7 protein-coding genes are annotated in these 17,276 nt (G+C 46.5%); 4 read left to right on the forward strand and 3 right to left on the reverse strand.

The window, feature by feature from the left end; all coding sequences use genetic code 11:
• Positions 1-14 precede the first annotated feature (14 nt).
• The 3 genes from gltB (BTO10_RS09010) to gltB (BTO10_RS09020) form a co-directional block, all read right to left on the reverse strand.
• Positions 15-4,478, reverse strand: a complete 4,464-nt coding sequence (gene gltB / locus BTO10_RS09010; protein WP_105024343.1) for a glutamate synthase large subunit — start codon at positions 4,476-4,478, stop codon at positions 15-17.
• Between the two features lie 426 nt (positions 4,479-4,904).
• On the reverse strand, positions 4,905-6,374 hold the full coding sequence (locus BTO10_RS09015; RefSeq protein WP_102425685.1) for a glutamate synthase subunit beta: 1,470 nt from the start codon (positions 6,372-6,374) through the stop codon (positions 4,905-4,907).
• Complete coding sequence (gene gltB, locus BTO10_RS09020; RefSeq protein ID WP_105024344.1) at positions 6,374-10,921, reverse strand: glutamate synthase large subunit; 4,548 nt, start codon at positions 10,919-10,921, stop codon at positions 6,374-6,376. The genes BTO10_RS09015 and gltB (BTO10_RS09020) overlap by 1 nt, the downstream gene beginning before the upstream one ends.
• A 530-nt stretch (positions 10,922-11,451) precedes the next feature.
• Here gltB (BTO10_RS09020) and BTO10_RS09025 point away from each other — a divergent pair.
• From BTO10_RS09025 to BTO10_RS09040, 4 genes are all read left to right on the forward strand, one after another.
• Positions 11,452-12,405 carry a TIGR01212 family radical SAM protein gene (locus BTO10_RS09025; RefSeq protein WP_105024345.1) on the forward strand — a complete coding sequence of 318 codons (954 nt, stop codon included), beginning with the start codon at positions 11,452-11,454 and terminating at the stop codon, positions 12,403-12,405.
• 91 nt (positions 12,406-12,496) lie between these two features.
• Positions 12,497-14,248, forward strand: coding sequence for a sensor domain-containing diguanylate cyclase (locus BTO10_RS09030; protein WP_105024346.1), 1,752 nt, complete (start codon positions 12,497-12,499; stop codon positions 14,246-14,248).
• 150 nt (positions 14,249-14,398) lie between these two features.
• Complete coding sequence (arcB, locus tag BTO10_RS09035; RefSeq protein ID WP_105024347.1) at positions 14,399-16,750, forward strand: aerobic respiration two-component sensor histidine kinase ArcB; 2,352 nt, start codon at positions 14,399-14,401, stop codon at positions 16,748-16,750.
• A 7-nt stretch (positions 16,751-16,757) separates the two neighbouring features.
• Positions 16,758-17,201 carry a hypothetical protein gene (locus tag BTO10_RS09040; RefSeq protein WP_105024348.1) on the forward strand — a complete coding sequence of 148 codons (444 nt, stop codon included), beginning with the start codon at positions 16,758-16,760 and terminating at the stop codon, positions 17,199-17,201.
• Positions 17,202-17,276 lie beyond the last annotated feature (75 nt).

Raw genomic sequence — 17,276 nt, forward strand, 5'->3', positions numbered from 1 at the left:
TTGGCTCCTTCCAATTATTGCGCTTGAACACGAAGTTCAGCTGAGCTGCGGCTTTGGTGGCCGAGCAAGGTGTTTAGATCCGCCATCTTTGGTTTCACTAGATAGAACTTCGGAATCCATTCATCAAAGTTTGCCAGAATAGCTTCAGCATGTACTGAGCCCGTCTCTTCTAAGTGCTCTGCAATTAAGCCACGCAGATGTTCTTGGTGGATATATAAATCAGATAAGGAAAGCGCCTCAACTGACTCGTTGTTCACTCGACCTTGGAAGTCTTCATTCTTATCCATGACATAAGCGAAGCCACCTGTCATACCCGCACCGAAGTTGACGCCAGTTGCGCCAAGAATGGCAACAATACCGCCGGTCATGTATTCACAAGCGTTGTCACCTGCGCCTTCAATTACAGCAACCGTGCCTGAGTTACGTACGCCGAATCGTTCGCCAGCAGTACCTGCTGCAAATAACTTGCCTCCGGTTGCACCATACAGGCAGGTGTTACCTATGATGGTCGCTTCGTTACAAGTAAATGCGGTGCCTTGGTGAGGTTTAATGACTACCTTACCGCCAGCCATGCCTTTGCCAACATAGTCATTGGCATCGCCTGTTAGATACAGCTCAACGCCGCCTGCGTTCCAAACAGCGAAAGATTGGCCTGCGGTACCATCTAGGTACAATTTGATTGGCGAACCAGCCATACCTTGGTTGCCGTATCGCTTAGCAATTTCGCCAGAGATACGAGCGCCTATAGAACGGTCCGTATTAATAACGTTGTAGTAAAGGCTGGTGGACTGTCTTTTCTCAATCGCATCGAGTGCATCGTCTAGGATCTGCTGGTTGAGCTGAGCCTTATCAAATGGTGCGTTTGGTTCGGTCCAATACAGAGGATGCCCCTCTGGTGATACCGGAGCTTCCAGTATCGATGAGAGATCCAGTTTACTGTGTTTCGCAGTCAGGCCTTCAACAGCCTCCAGTAAATCTGTGCGTCCGATTAGGTCAGTGAGTTTTTCTACACCAAGGTCAGCAAGGTGTTGGCGAACTTCATCGGCTAAGCCTGTAAAGTAGTTCACCACCATATCTGGTAGCCCTTTGAAGTATTCGCGGCGTAATGTTTCATCTTGAGTTGCAACACCTGTTGCACAGTTATTGAGGTGGCAGATTCGTAAGAATTTACAACCCATTGCCACCATCGGTGCAGTACCAAAGCCAAAGCTTTCAGCACCGAGAATCGCGCCTTTAATTACATCGAGACCGGTTTTCAGACCACCATCGACTTGCAGGCGGATCTTATGACGAAGTCCGTTTGCAACCAGTGCTTGCTGAGTTTCTGCTAGCCCAAGTTCCCAAGGGCAACCCGCGTATTTTACCGAGGTCAGTGGACTTGCTGCGGTACCGCCATCGTAACCAGATATGGTGATCAGATCGGCGTAGGCTTTTGCCACACCAGTCGCGATAGTACCAACACCTGGTTCAGACACTAACTTCACAGAAACCAAGGCTTTAGGGTTAACTTGCTTAAGGTCGAAAATCAGCTGAGCCAAATCTTCGATCGAGTAAATATCGTGATGTGGAGGAGGGGAAATCAGAGTGACACCCTGAACCGAATATCTCAGTTTAGCGATCTCTGCCGTGACCTTATGACCTGGCAGCTGACCACCTTCACCTGGCTTCGCACCTTGTGCTACCTTGATTTGCAGAACATCCGCATTGGTTAGGTAATGTGGTGTTACCCCAAAACGACCAGACGCAATTTGTTTGATGCGCGAGTTACGGTCGGTACCAAAACGTCTTGGATCTTCACCGCCTTCACCTGAGTTTGAATAACCGCCTAAACGGTTCATAGCCATTGCCAGAGCTTCATGCGCTTCTGGGCTTAGGGCACCAATCGACATCGCTGCGGAGTCAAAGCGCTTGAATAGATCGCTGCTTGGCTCGACTTCCTCAAGAGTTAATGGTTTATCGGCTTTCTTCAGGCTCATTAAGTCACGTAACATAGCCGCAGGGCGAGCATTTACCTGCTTAGCAAAAGAGAGGTAATCCGATGTTTCGCCAGTTTTTACTGCGGTTTGCAGTGTGCCAACCACGTCTGGGTTGTAAGCGTGGTATTCACCACCATGGACGTATTTCAGTAAACCACCGTGCTCGATTGGCTTCCGCTTGGTCCATGCTTTACGCGATAAGTTGTAAATATCTTGCTGGAAATCGCTAAAGCTTGCACCTTGGATTCGAGTGGTAACTCCGCGGAAACAGAGCTCAACGACATCAGAATGTAGGCCAACGGCTTCGAAAAGCTGCGAACAGCGGTAAGAAGCAATGGTTGAAATCCCCATCTTCGACATGATCTTATACAGACCTTTGTTGATGCCGTTTTGGTAGTTCTGCATCGCTGCGCGATAGTCTTTGTCTAAAGAGCCATCATCGAGCATCTTGCCTAACGTTTCATACGCAAGGTACGGATAAACCGCCGTTGCACCAAAGCCAAGTAGTACCGCGAATTGGTGTGGGTCGCGAGCGGTTGCTGTTTCCACTACGATGTTGGCATCACAACGTAGGTTGGTATCAGCAAGGCGAGTCTGCACTGCACCAACCGCCATTGCTGCTGGAATTGGCAGTTTACCTTTCTCTAAACCTTTATCCGATAACACAACCAAAACCGCACCATCACGCACTTCTTGTTCCGCACGATCACATACGTCATTGATGGCTTGTTTGAGATCTTGCTGAGCTGGATCGTAGTGCATGCTTAGGATCGCATGGCGATAGTGCTTTTGATTCAGTTGCAGAAGTTGCTGCATGTCTGAGTAAAGCAGAACAGGAGAATCAAATGTCACACGATAGGCGTGACCATCTGTTTCACAGAACACGTTCATCTCTTGGCCAATGCTGGTGGCGAGCGACATCACGTGCTTTTCACGTAGAGGATCAATCGGTGGGTTGGTGACTTGGGCAAACTTCTGACGGAAATAATCAGTGACCAGTCGCTCTTTCGAGGAGAGTACCGCCATTGGCGTGTCGTCGCCCATCGAACCGACCGCTTCCTGTCCCATGTCACCAAGCACGCGTAATACTTGATCGGACTCTTCGTTGCTCATCGCAAACTGTTTTTGATAGGTTTTGAGCGTGTCATCGTCGAAGCTACGCTTACCCACTTGATCATCATCGAGTTCAGAAAATGGTGTTAGCTTGTGGACGTTCTTTTCCATCCACTCCTTATATGGGTGACGGCCTTTGAGGTCATTGTCGATCTCATTAGATTGCCATAGCTTGCCGCGGCGAGTATCGATCACCAGTAGCTCACCTGGCCCAACACGGCCTTTTTCTGCGACTTCATCTGGCGCATAGTTCCAGATACCAACCTCTGATGCCAGCGTGATTAGGTTGTCTTTGGTAATGACATAGCGCGCAGGACGCAGGCCATTTCTATCTAGGTTACATGCAGCGTAACGACCGTCAGACAGAACGATGCCAGCAGGGCCGTCCCACGGTTCCATGTGCTTGGAGTTAAAGTCGTAAAATGCGCGCAGATCTGGATCCATATCTGGGTGGTTCTGCCAAGCGGGCGGAACCAGCATACGCATCGCTCGGAACACATCCATACCACCGGCTAGGAAAAGGTCGAGCATGTTATCTAGGCTTGAGGAGTCAGAGCCCGTTTCATTCACGAAAGGTGCTGCGGTCTGCAAATCTGGTAGCAGTGGTGAAGCAAATTTATAGGCACGAGCCTTAGCCCACTGACGGTTACCTTCGATGGTATTGATTTCACCATTGTGCGCTAAATAACGGAATGGTTGAGCGAGCGGCCAACGTGGTTGTGTGTTAGTCGAGAAACGCTGGTGGAACAGACATATCGCTGATTCCATACGTAAGTCTGCAAGATCGAGGTAAAATCGCGGAAGATCGGCAGGCATACACAAGCCTTTGTAGACCATCACTTGTGTTGAAAGGCTACAGATATAGAAATCTTTGTCTTCGGTGATCTGTTTTTCAATTCTGCGACGCGCGATGTATAAGCGGCGTTCGATATCACGCTCACGCCAACCGGCTGGCGCAGAGATAAATACTTGCTGAATGTTTGGAACAGAATCTTTGGCGATAGGACCTAATACTTCGGTATTGGTCGGAACTTCACGCCAACCAGCAACGGTCAATGTCTCTTGGGCGAGTTCTTTATTGACGATCTCTTGTGCTGATTGAGCTTTGATTGGGTCTTGGCTGAAGAAAATTATGCCAATAGCGTATTGCTTACCGAGATTAAAATTATTCTCTTCTGCAATAATTCTTAGGTAGGAATCTGGTTTCTGTAGTAGTAAGCCACAGCCATCTCCAGTTTTACCATCCGCGGCGATACCACCACGGTGTGTCATGCGATCTAGGGCTGAAATAGCAGTTCTTACCAACTTATGACTAGGTTGGCCTTCCATTTGCGCTATTAAACCAAATCCACAGTTGTCTTTTTCAAGACTAGGATCATATAGAGCCATTGCAATTCTCCCTTTTGCTTCTCTGTCATCCAGACAGTAAATGACTAACTATTCATGTACTTGTTATTTTTTATAAACTTACCGTTTTTTAGCTAGTTCAACGTTATCCTTTGTGTTAACAAAACCCAGTGGCTTTATTTTCACCAGTTTTACAACGTATAGCTAATTGTGTTTAAGGTCAAGTTCATGGTTAATTATCATGCATAAACGCGATTAACCACGTAATAATCTAAAATACTCGATTGATATCAATTAGATATAAATAGGAAATGTTAATGATATTTAACATTTATAGTGAGGGCGTATCTGTAGTGACAGAATGCTAGATAGAAAAAAGGCTAGCATCGAGTGCTAGCCAAATATAAAAGTTAGGAAGGGTGTTGCTTTTCCTCTAGGCTAACGTCATTGACGTTAGCCCGAGAAATATTATGCGGAAAGCATGAGTGAATCGGCTTTCGCTTCTAGGTTTGAGTTGCCCATTAAGAAGTCATCAATCGCAATTGCACATTCACGACCTTCGTTAATGCAGCGAACGACCAGAGACTGACCTGTACGCATATCACCAGCGGCAAAAACGCCTTTCTGGTTGGTTGCGTAACCTTCAGAAGCAACGTTACCGCGCTCGTCCAGTTTGATATCAAGTTGAGCAAGTACACCGGTTGGCTCTGGGTGTAGGAAACCCATCGCTAGGAATGCTTGGTCACATGGAATCACACGCTCTGAGTTTGCTACTTCGTCAAAAGTAGGGCGCTCACCTGGCGCTGCATCTTTCCACACGATATCGGCGATACGTAGACCGGTCACTTCGCCTTGATCGTTACCGATGAACTCTTTAGTCAAGATGTTCCAGTGACGTTCACAGCCTTCTTCGTGAGAAGTCGTGGTCTTCATGATCATTGGGTATTGAGGCCAAGGCATGTTTGCAGGGCGCTTCTCTGGTGGGATCGGCATGATCTCAACCTGAGTAATGCTCGCTGCTTTGTGACGGTTTGATGTACCCACACAGTCAGAGCCAGTATCACCGCCACCGATAACCACAACGTGCTTATCTTTAGCGTGAATCTCTTCACCTTTTAGGTCCATGTCGTTTGCACGGCGGTTGTTTTGACCAAGGAATTCCATCGCAAAATGAACGCCTTTCAATTCACGACCTGGGATTGGTAGGTCACGAGGAACCGTAGAACCGCCGGTTAGCAATACCACATCAAACTCTTGGCGTAGCTGCTGAGCGTTAACGTCAACACCAATGTGTTGGTTCACTTTAAACTCAACGCCAGCTTCAGCCATTAGGTTGATCTTACGATCAATCACGTCCATGCCCAGTTTGAAATCTGGGATACCGAAACGCAGTAGACCGCCAACTTTCTCGTCACGTTCAAATACCGTTACCGAGTGACCAGCGCTGTTTAGCTGTTCAGCTGCGGCTAGACCTGCAGGGCCAGAGCCAACAATCGCTACGGTTTTTCCTGTACGAGAGCGAGGTGTTTTTGGTTTTGCGTACCCTTCACGGTACGCAGTTTCTACAATCGTTTTCTCGATATTACAGATGGTGATTGGGTCTTGGTTAATACCTAGTACACAAGCACTCTCACAAGGAGAAGGGCACACACGACCTGTAAACTCAGGGAAGTTATTGGTCGAGCTTAGGATGTTCCAAGCTTCCTCCCAGCTGTCACGGTAAACCGCGTCATTAAATTCTGGGATGATGTTACCAATTGGACAACCGCTGTGACAGAAAGGTACGCCACAGTCCATACAACGAGATGCTTGAGTATTGATCTTGTCGCCAAACTCTTCGTTAAGTACGAATTCTTTGTTGTCTTCAATACGAACCGATGGATCGAGCTTCTTTGGAAGCTCGCGACCGTGTTCTAAAAATCCAGTAGGCTTACCCATTATACTGCCTCCACTTCTTCCGTTTGTGCCTGTTGTGCTTCAGCTTTACGCTTCTCAAGAACTGCTTTGTAGTCGCGTGGCATTACTTTAATTAGTGATGCAACACTTGCTTCAAAGTTGTCTAGGAAAGACTGAGCAACTTCACTTCCTGTGAATTCAACGTGCTTGGTTAGCATATCTAGTAGAAGATCTTTATCTTCTTGTTCAATTGGATCTAGGTCTACAAGTTCAGGGTTAAGCTTGGTTTCGAAGTCACCGCCTTTATCCCAAACATAAGCGACACCGCCACTCATACCCGCAGCAAAGTTACGACCTGTTGAGCCAAGGATAACGGCTACACCGCCAGTCATGTATTCACAACCGTGGTCACCAACGCCCTCAACAACAACCTTCGCACCTGAGTTACGAACACAGAAACGTTCACCAGCCATACCGCGAATGAAAGATTCACCTGAGGTCGCACCGTAGAAACATACGTTACCAACCACGATGTTATCTTCAGCAACGATAGAAGATTTCGCATCTGGGTACAGTACCAAAGTACCGCCAGACAGACCTTTACCCCAGTAATCGTTCGCGTCGCCTTCTACTTCGAACTTAACGCCTTTCGCAAGGAACGCACCGAAAGATTGGCCGGCACTACCGTGGAACTTAACGTTCATTGGTTGTGGTAAACCTTGGTCTTTGTAAACCTTCGAGATTTCGTTCGATAGCATGGTACCCGCAGAGCGGTCCGTGTTGATGATTGGGAAGGTCGCATTTACAGCTTCACCTTTTTCAAGTGCAGGAATCGCAGCTTGGATCAACTTGCGGTCTAGAACATCTTCTAGGTTGTGGTTTTGTTGTGTCTGGTTGTAGATACCATCTTCTTCACGAGCCTGCTCAATGTGCAGTACAGGTGTTAGATCTAGGTTTTTGTACTTCCAGTGGCCGATGTCATCACGAACTTTAAGTTTGTGCGATTGACCAACCATCTCATCGATAGAGCGGAAGCCAAGTTCAGCCATTACTTCACGTAGACCTTCAGCCATGTATTGGAAGAAAGTCACTACGTCTTCTACGCGACCGTCGAAACGCTCACGCAGAGTTTTGTTTTGTGTTGCGATACCAACAGGACAGGTGTTCTTGTGACACTTACGCATCATGATACAACCTTCAACAACCAATGCTGCTGTTGCTACGCCCCATTCTTCAGCACCAAGTAGTGTTGCTACTGCAAGGTCACGTGGTGTTTTCATCTGACCATCAGACTGAACAACGATACGGTTACGTAGGCCGTTTTTCAGTAGTGTTTGGTGCGTTTCCGCTAGACCCAGTTCCCAAGGCAGACCTGTGTGACGGATAGAAGACATCGGAGATGCACCCGTACCACCATCAAAACCTGCGATAAGTACTACGTCAGCTTTCGCTTTTGCTACACCCGAGGCAATCGTACCTACGCCAGCTTCTGATACTAGCTTCACGTTGACACGGCCGTTACGGTTCGCGTTTTTCAGATCGTAGATCAGCTGAGCCAAATCTTCGATTGAGTAGATATCGTGGTGTGGCGGTGGTGAGATTAGACCTACGCCTGGAGTCGAGTGACGCGTCGCGCCGATCCAGTCATCAACCTTATCACCAGGTAGTTGACCACCTTCACCAGGTTTCGCACCTTGAGCCATCTTGATTTGCAGCTCATCAGCGTTCGATAGGTAGTAAGACGTCACACCAAAGCGACCAGAAGCCACTTGTTTGATTGCTGAACGCTCCCAGTCACCGTTTTCTTTACGTTCGAAACGTGCTGGATCTTCACCACCTTCACCTGAGTTTGACTTCGCACCGATACGGTTCATTGCAACAGCCAGTGTTGAGTGAGCCTCATGCGAGATAGAACCAAAGCTCATTGCGCCAGTAGCGAAACGCTTAAGGATATTCTCGATTGGTTCTACTTCCGCTAGAGGAATAGAGCCTGCTGGGTTTTTGATGAAATCAAGTTGGCTACGTAGCGTTGCTGCGTTGTCGCCTTGGTCATCAACTGCTTTTGCGTACTTCTTGAACTGACCGTAATCTTTGTTACGCGTCGACTCCTGAAGTAGAGAGATGGTTTCTGGGTTGAATAAGTGCTTCTCACCACGTTGTTTCCACTGGTAAACACCACCGACATCAAGGATTTGAGCTGGGATTTCACGAGCAGGGTAACCAACACGGTGACGAACAAGCACTTCACGAGCGATGTCATCGATCGTTAGGCCTTGAATACGCGAAACCGTACCTGTGAAGTATTTTTCAACCACAGACTTGCTGATACCAAGCGCTTCAAAGATTTGCGCACCGTGGTAAGACTGCAGTGTCGAGATACCCATCTTAGAGAAGATTTTCAGTAGACCGCCGTTAACACCTTTACGGTAGTTATCGAAGAATTCACGTGGGTGAACGTTAGGGTCTAGTTTCTTAGTACGTTGTAGTTCAACAATCGTTTCAATCACTAGGTATGGGTTAACTGCGTTAGCACCGTAACCCAGAAGCGTTGCGAAGTGGTGTGTTTCACGAGCATCACCCGTTTCAACCACGATGTCACACTTAGCACGTAGGCCTTTACGGATTAGGTGGTGGTGTACCGCGCCAACTGCCAGCATTGCTGGGATAGCGGCGTGGTTAGAGTTAACCGCACGGTCAGTCAGTAGGATGATAGAGTAACCATCGATCACGGCATCTTCTGCGTATTGGCAAATACGTTTTAGTGCACGCTCTAACTTACCTTGGTCTCCATTTGCTTGGAATACGATATCCAGTGTCTTCGCTTGAAGGTGCTCGTTATCGATAGCACGCAGCTTTTCTAACTCAGAGTTAGACAGTACTGGAGACTCAAGCTCTACCTTTTGACAGTGTTCAGGTGTTTCTGAAAGCAGGTTCTGATCTTTACCTAGGTAAGTGTTCAGAGACATAACCATACGCTCACGGATCGGGTCGATCGGTGGGTTAGTTACCTGTGCAAACAGCTGCTTGAAGTAGTTTGAAAGGTGCTGCGATTGGTGAGAAAGAATCGCTAGCGGCCAGTCAGCACCCATTGCAGAAAGTGGCTCATAGCCGGTTTTCGCAAGAGGTAGAATGATTTCGTTCACTTCTTCAGAGCTCACACCAAACGATTGTTGTTTGTGGAGAAGTTTCTCTGGAGAAGGTTGGCTAAATTCGTTGCTCGCGTCTGGTAGCTTTTTAAGGCTCAGAAGGTTTTCTTCAACCCATTTCTCGTAAGGTTGAGATTTCGCGATGCCATCTTTCACTTCTTCATCAGAAATGATGCGGCCTTGCTCAAGGTCAGCAACGAAGATACGACCTGGTTGTAGACGACCACGGTATTCAACGTTTTTTGGTGCGATTTCAACAACGCCAGATTCAGACGCCATCACTAGGAAATCGTCTTTTGTCACTGTGTAGCGAGAAGGGCGCAGACCGTTACGGTCAAGAGTTGCACCTACTTGAACACCATCAGTGAAACATACCGAAGCTGGGCCATCCCATGGTTCCATTACGTTCGCGTGGTACTGGTAGAACGCGCGACGAGTTGGGTCCATGTTTTTGTTTTCTTGCCATGCTTCAGGGATCATCATCATCAGTGCGTGTGGCAGAGTTCGGCCAGACAGAACCAGAAGCTCCAATGCCATGTCGAAGTTTGATGAATCCGAGCTACCTTCCTGACAGATAGGCAGTAGCATGTCGATTTCAGCTTGTGTGAATAGATCCGATTCTAGGATAGCTTCACGAGCTTTCATCCAGTTTAGGTTGCCGCGAACCGTGTTGATTTCGCCGTTGTGGGCGATGTAACGGAAAGGCTGAGCTAGACGCCAACGTGGGAATGTATTGGTAGAGAAGCGAGAGTGTACTAGTGCTAGAGCCGTCACCATAGTTGGGTTTTGCAGGTCTAGGAAGTACTGAGGAACTTGTTCTGTTGTTAGCTGACCTTTGTACACCAATGTCTTGTAAGACATAGAGTTGATGTAGAAGTCATCACCGATATTTGAAACGCTTTCTAGACACACGCGAACGGTGTAGTTACGTAGAACGTAAAGTTTACGCTCAAGCTCTTCTGGAGTAATACCAGGGCCGCCAGAGATAAATACGTGTTCAAATTGAGGTTCAGTGCTTAGTGGGTCAGCACCAATCATTGAATTGTCCGTCGGAAGTTCACGGTAGCCGATTACTTCTAACTCTAGGCGTTGTGCATTGCGTTTTAGAATGTCGCGACACTGTGCACGTTTGTGTTCATCTTTAGGGAAAAGTACAACACCAACACCATATTTTTCAAAAGACGGCAGTTTAATTCCAAGCTTAACGGCTTCTTCAAGTAAGAATTCGTGCGGCTTCTGTAGCAGGATACCTGCACCATCACCAGAACATGGATCGCAGCCTTGGCCGCCACGGTGTTCCATACGTGCAAGCATATCGAGTGCTTGAGTTACTACATCATGAGATTTGCGATTCTTTAGATGCGCAACAAAACCGATACCACAAGCGTCATGCTCCAGTTCAGGAGTATACAGACCCTGTGAGTTCTGCTCTTGATCTACCATAGATACATCCTTCCAGTTAAATCTAGGCGCAACTTCTTTGTATAAAGTCAGCCTTGTCCTTTTATATTTATGAGTCTAAACCGGCCTGTGTTGGCGGTTTGAATCCTTTCCGTATCTCGCAGGAAAAGTATTGCGAGAAAAACAATCCTTGGTGATATCCGTTTATTTTTAGCCACAAACTAGTGGTTTATATAGGTGGGAGTTAGATATCACCGACTTATTAGCAAGTTTTCGTTGTAAGAAATTACACAAAAATAGCCAATATGTGTAAGTATCCTACAATTTTGTCTAGGCGAATTGCAATGAAAGTTGAACCGTGTAGACCATTTTTTTCGTTTTATTTTGAATTTTATGTCTAACAAATGTGCAACATTAGGCAAATAGAGCGACTTTTTTGCATGTTTATTGATATTTGATAGGTTGCTCGCAAAAAGCCTTGAGTAAACTAATTGGTCGAATTTTGCAGGGATGTAATTTTTTTTCAAAAAAAGACTGATATTCATTCTTATTTACTTGAGCGCTTTGAAAATATGCAATTACATGAGTTGGTCAATACTATCGGCCAAGATCTTCAACGCCGTTATGGCGAAAAGGTTCACAAGCTAACGCTGCACGGTGGTTTTAGCTGTCCAAATCGAGATGGAACCATTGGTCGCGGAGGCTGCACTTTTTGTAATGTGGCGTCTTTTGCCGACGAGCAAACTCAGGTTCAAAGTATTGCCGACCAATTAAAAGATCGTGCGGGTGAAATCGCTCGTGCTAAGAAGTATCTGGCTTATTTTCAGGCGTACACCAGCACTTATGCTGAGGTGCAAGTGCTCAAGAATATGTACGAAGAAGCGCTAAAAGCACCGGGTGCGGATATTGTGGGGCTCTGTGTTGGTACAAGACCAGACTGTGTGCCTGATTCTGTTTTGGAATTATTGGCTGGTTATGTTGAGAAAGGGTACGAGATCTGGTTAGAGCTCGGCTTACAAACGGCTAATAACGATACTCTTAAGCGCATCAATCGCGGCCATGATTTTGCGGTGTATGAAACGATCACCCAGCGTGCACGCGCTCTCGGAATTAAGGTGTGTACTCATCTTATTGTTGGACTACCAAAAGAGACCAAAGCCGATAACCTTGAAACGTTAGACAAGGTATTAGCAGTCGGTACAGATGGCATCAAGCTTCATGGCCTTCATATAGTAGAGGGAAGCACTATGGCCAAAGCATGGAAAGCCGGCAAGCTAGAAGCACCAAGCCTTGAAGAGTATGTCGACATTGCTACTGATATCATCCAACGCACTCCTGCGAACGTGGTTTACCATCGTGTTTCATCTGCGGCAAGACGCCCTACATTACTCTCTCCGTTATGGTGTGAGAACCGTTGGCTAGCGATGACAGAGATAGGTCGATCACTGGATAAAACCGGTGCTCAAGGCATGAAAACAGGCTCTGCATTCGAGTACACATTACCTGTTTTAAACGCAACTGATTGATAGAAATGAGTGAGAGTAGGTAACAGCAGATAAAACCAACAAATAGTGGTAACATTTCCCTCACAGATTTTATGGTATAGATTGAGAGTAGATGGAACTGGTAATGACTTGGTTGTGGGATAGAGCGTATGGCTACGGTATATATATCGTTCTCATATTGCTGTTTGCCCTGATCTGCTGGCATCTTTATGCTCGTTATCAGTCGCACATTGAACAACTGCTACTCTCTACGCCATCCCCTCTCTTTTTCGTTGATGTCCGAACCGGCGAGATCTTGTACGCCAACCGCCAAGCGATGCAATTGCTTGGTATTCGTCAGATTGGTATTCACTTTCGTTTCCCAACAGTGGAGAGCGAGAACAGCTTTCGCCACTATCTTACCAACCACATCAACTCCCGAGTATTTGAGCAGAACTCATTATGGGCACTGTCTGAATTTGAATCATTTAAGATCAATCTTGTGGGGCGTAAGATCCGCTTTAGAAGCAAAAAGTCTTGGATGATTCACGCATCCCCCTATAAGAATACTAATGAAGAGTTGTCTCAAGAGCTGCGTGAACTGAACGTTGCACGAACGGCTTTGGACTCTTTGTCTGAACTGATCTACGTAAAAGATCAAAAGGGTGAACTGCTCGCGAGTAATCGCTCGTTTAAAAAGTTTTGGCATGGCCGCCCGGAAGAGGGCACATTGAGCGTTTCAGGTGGTGCACTGAAAGGGCGCGTTAGTGAGCGTTCATGGACAACTGACCAAGATGGTAAAAGCTGCCTACTCGAAACGTACCAAAGCGTCTTACTTTCTCAAGATGGGGAAAATATAGGGACACTTTCTATTAGTCATGATGTGACCGATTGGCATGACATGCAGCAACAACTACGTGGCGAAATGGAGAAGCGGAAAGACACCGAGGTGGCACTTGCGCAAAGAGACACTATCTTACAAAACATCTTGGAAGCTAGCCCAGATTCGATCGGTATCTTTAATGAAAACATGGTTTATCAAGCGTGTAATAAGCCGTTTGTTACAGCGCTCGGGATCTCTGAAGTCAGTGATTTGATTGGTAAGCGACTACAAGATGTCGTGCCAAACAGTATGTATGTACGGATCTCTGAAACTGACCACCAGGTTCTTCATCAAGGTAAATCACTGCGCTATATCGATAAAGTGATGTCCAGTGATGGTGAATACACTTGGTATGACGTGGTGAAGTCGCCATTTAGAGACCCTGCATCTAGCACCAATGGGGTGTTGATCATGGCTCGTGATATCACCGAGCGTTATCTTGCAGAGCAGAAACTTGAAGAGGCGAACCTAGAGCTTGAACGTCTCAGCTTTATGGACAGTTTGACTCAGGTTTCTAACCGACGCCGCTTTGATGAACAGTTGTCGACATTGTGGCATTACCATGTACGAGAGAAGTTGCCGTTGACCATTATGCTTTGTGACATCGACTTCTTTAAAGGCTACAACGACTTCTATGGTCACCAACAGGGTGATGATGCTTTGATTCAGGTTTCGCAAGCCTTTAAGCAGGTACTGAATCGTTCGTCTGATTGTGTGGCTCGTTACGGCGGTGAAGAGTTCGGCTTTATCTTGCCAAACACGACTGCTGACGGGGCATTAATGGTGGCGCAACGCATTCATGATGAAGTGCTCAAGCTTGGGCTGATTCATGAAAAGTCGACCGTTTCTGAGTTCATCACCGTCAGTATTGGCATTATCTCTTACGTGCCTACCCCTAATGATGAGATGGAGTCTGCGGTAGCGTTAGCCGACAGTGCGCTTTATCAAGCTAAGTCTGATGGCCGAAACCGTTCTAGTGTGCACCCATCATCGATCCGCTAAGCCAATCTATTACTGATTAAGCCATTATTTACTTGGGTTATCTGTTTTAAACAATATAACCCAGCTCTCTTGCTGCATGTGATGTAGCTAGCTTACCTCCTATCTTCAAACAGGGTAGAATGTTGCTAGTCTTATCGCATGGAGCGCTAAATGAAACCCATGAAAAATCTCGCCCAGTATTACGTGGATCTACTCGTAAAACTGGGGATTGTCCGCTTTTCTATCTTACTCGCCCTAGCGCTTGTTGCCCTCGCCGTTGTTGTACAAGTCGGTATTACGCTCGCACTTAAGGGCAATGTTGATGACATCGATATTGTCCGTTCTGTTTTCTTTGGTCTAGTGATTACACCTTGGGCGGTTTATTTCCTTTCTGTGGTGGTTGATCAGCTTGAAGAGTCTCGTCAGCGTTTAGCTAAGTTAGTCTCCAAGCTTGGTGATATGCGTGAGCGCGACCAAGAGTTGAATAACAAGCTGCAGCTCAATATCGAGAAGCTCAATCAAGAAATTGAAGAGCGTGAAAAAGCTGAAGAAGCACGTGCTGAAGCGATGCATGACCTCGAAAATGAGGTGTTTCAGCGTGAGCGAACTCAGCTTGAACTTGCAGAGCGAACAGCGCTGCTACGTTCGTTTATCGATGCTTCGCCTGACCTTATCTACTATCGCAATGAAGATGGCGTGTTCTCGGGTTGTAACCGAGCAGTCGAAGAGCTAACCGGCAAGAAAGAAAAAGACTTGGTGGGTTTGACGCCATGGGATGTCTACAGTAAAGAAATCGCTCAGCAAGTTGTAGAAACCGATAAGAAAGTCTTTGCTGACAACCAGGCTCTGACCTACGACCAATGGCTCGAATACCCAGATGGACGTAAGAGCTACTTCGAACTGCGTAAAGTGCCTTTCTACAGCAAAGATGGCCGCCACCTTGGTTTGGTGGGCTTTGGTCGTGATATTACCGAGCGTAAAGAGCACCAAGAGTCTATCGAGAAAGCCAGTCGCGATAAGACCACCTTTATCTCTACCATTAGCCACGAGTTAAGAACGCCGCTTAATGGCATCATTGGTTTAAGCCGTATGTTGCTCGATAGTCAATTGACCACTGAGCAGCGTAAGCAGATGCAAACCATCAAAGTGAGCGCTGTAACACTAGGTAATATCTTTAACGATATTATCGATATGGATAAGTTTGACCGTCGTAAGCTTGAGCTATTCCCAACCCCAATCAACTTTGAAGACTTTGTTGTGGAGATTGAAAGTATTTCCGCACTAATGGCTGAACAGAAAGGATTGAGGTTCGACTTAGAACGATTGTCTGATCTACCAGTGGCTGTTGAGGTTGATGGCACTCGTCTAAGACAGGTGCTGTGGAACCTTGTCAGCAACGCGATGAAGTTCACCAAAGATGGTGGCGTGGTGATGACGGTTAGCGCCGATATTGATGGTGACTTTGCCAACATCACCATGGAAGTTGAAGACACAGGCATTGGTATACCTGAAAGCGAACTCGAGAAGATTTTCGCGATGTACTACCAGGTGAAATCGGGCACCGATAACTTGCACGCTGTGGGCACTGGTATCGGCCTTGCTGTCTCTAAACAGTTGATCAACATGATGGATGGCGACATTGAAGTGACCAGTGAAGAGGGCTTTGGTAGTACCTTTACGGTTTCGATTCGTGTGCCGGTTAATCATGATACTCAAGCCTTGATTAAGACTCCTAGAAAACAGTCGAACCTTAAGATCTTCATGGTTGAAGATATCGAACTCAATATCACGGTTGCGCGCTCGCTGTTGGAGAGCTTAGGTCATGAAGTGACTGTGGTGATGACAGGTAAAGAGGCGCAAATTGCCTTTAATCCTGAAGATTATGACTTGGTATTGTTGGATATCCAACTGCCAGATATGACAGGCTTCGATATTGCTCAGTACTATCGTGAGAAGTACAGCAAACTACCGCCATTAGTGGCATTGACTGCGAATGTACTTAGCAACAAGCAAGAGTACTTCCAGAAAGGTATGGATGAGGCGATCAGCAAACCGTTATCCGTGAGAGCGATTCAAGATGTGATCAGCGAACTCATTGAGGATGCACCAGAGGTTGTTGAAGATGCTGAAGTGACCGAAAAGGTTGACGAGAGTAAGCCGACGATTTCTTCTATTGATACCAGTTTGCTTGATATTGATATGCTAGAGTCTTATGTTGACATTGTTGGACCGAAGCCGGTTTTAGATAGCATCGTGATGTTTGAAGATATGATGCCGGAGTATATGGAAATATTGAACTCTAACATGGTCGCGAAAGACCAAGCCAGTATTGTCTCTGAGGCACACAAGATTAAAGGTGCTGCTGGTTCAATTGGTTTGAAGCGCATCCAGCAAGTGGCTCAGAAAGCTCAATCTCCAGACCTACCAGCTTGGTGGGAAAACATTTCAGATTGGGTCGATGAGATTAATAACGAATACCAGAATGACATTGAAGTCTTAAAGAGTTGGTTAAACCAAAGGTAGAAGAATAATGAAAAAATTAGCATTCGCCGCATGCGTAGTGGCATTAGCGGGTTGTGCTGCACCACAAGTTGAGTGGCAGCAGGACAACCAAGTTAAAGTCTCTGCAGCGACAGTCACAATGAAAAGCAACCTTTGGCACAACAAGATGCCAACGATCGGAGAGACTCAAGATAAGACTCTGCATGGCGCTATTTACCTAGAGTCAGATTCACAACTGCCAGCAACACTGGCTGTGGAGAGTGTGACCGTTAAGCAAGGTGCAGATACCTTGTTAGTAACGGCTGACGATCTTGATCTAAGAACGCACAGCGAGACTCAGTGGGAAGTTGCGTTTGTATGGCAGCTAGAGATCGACAGTGAAAAGCCGGTTGATGTTGCGGTTGAACTGAAAGACGGTGAAACGGTGAAGTGGCTGGTGGAGAAAGACGTTAAGGTTGATACGGTTTACTAAAAAACCTTATTCAATCCAGAACAACAAAAAAGGGAGAATGCGTTGGCATTCTCCCTTTTTAATAACTATTGATTG

This window comes from Vibrio chagasii, assembly GCF_002954585.1.
Lineage (GTDB): Bacteria > Pseudomonadota > Gammaproteobacteria > Enterobacterales > Vibrionaceae > Vibrio > Vibrio chagasii_A.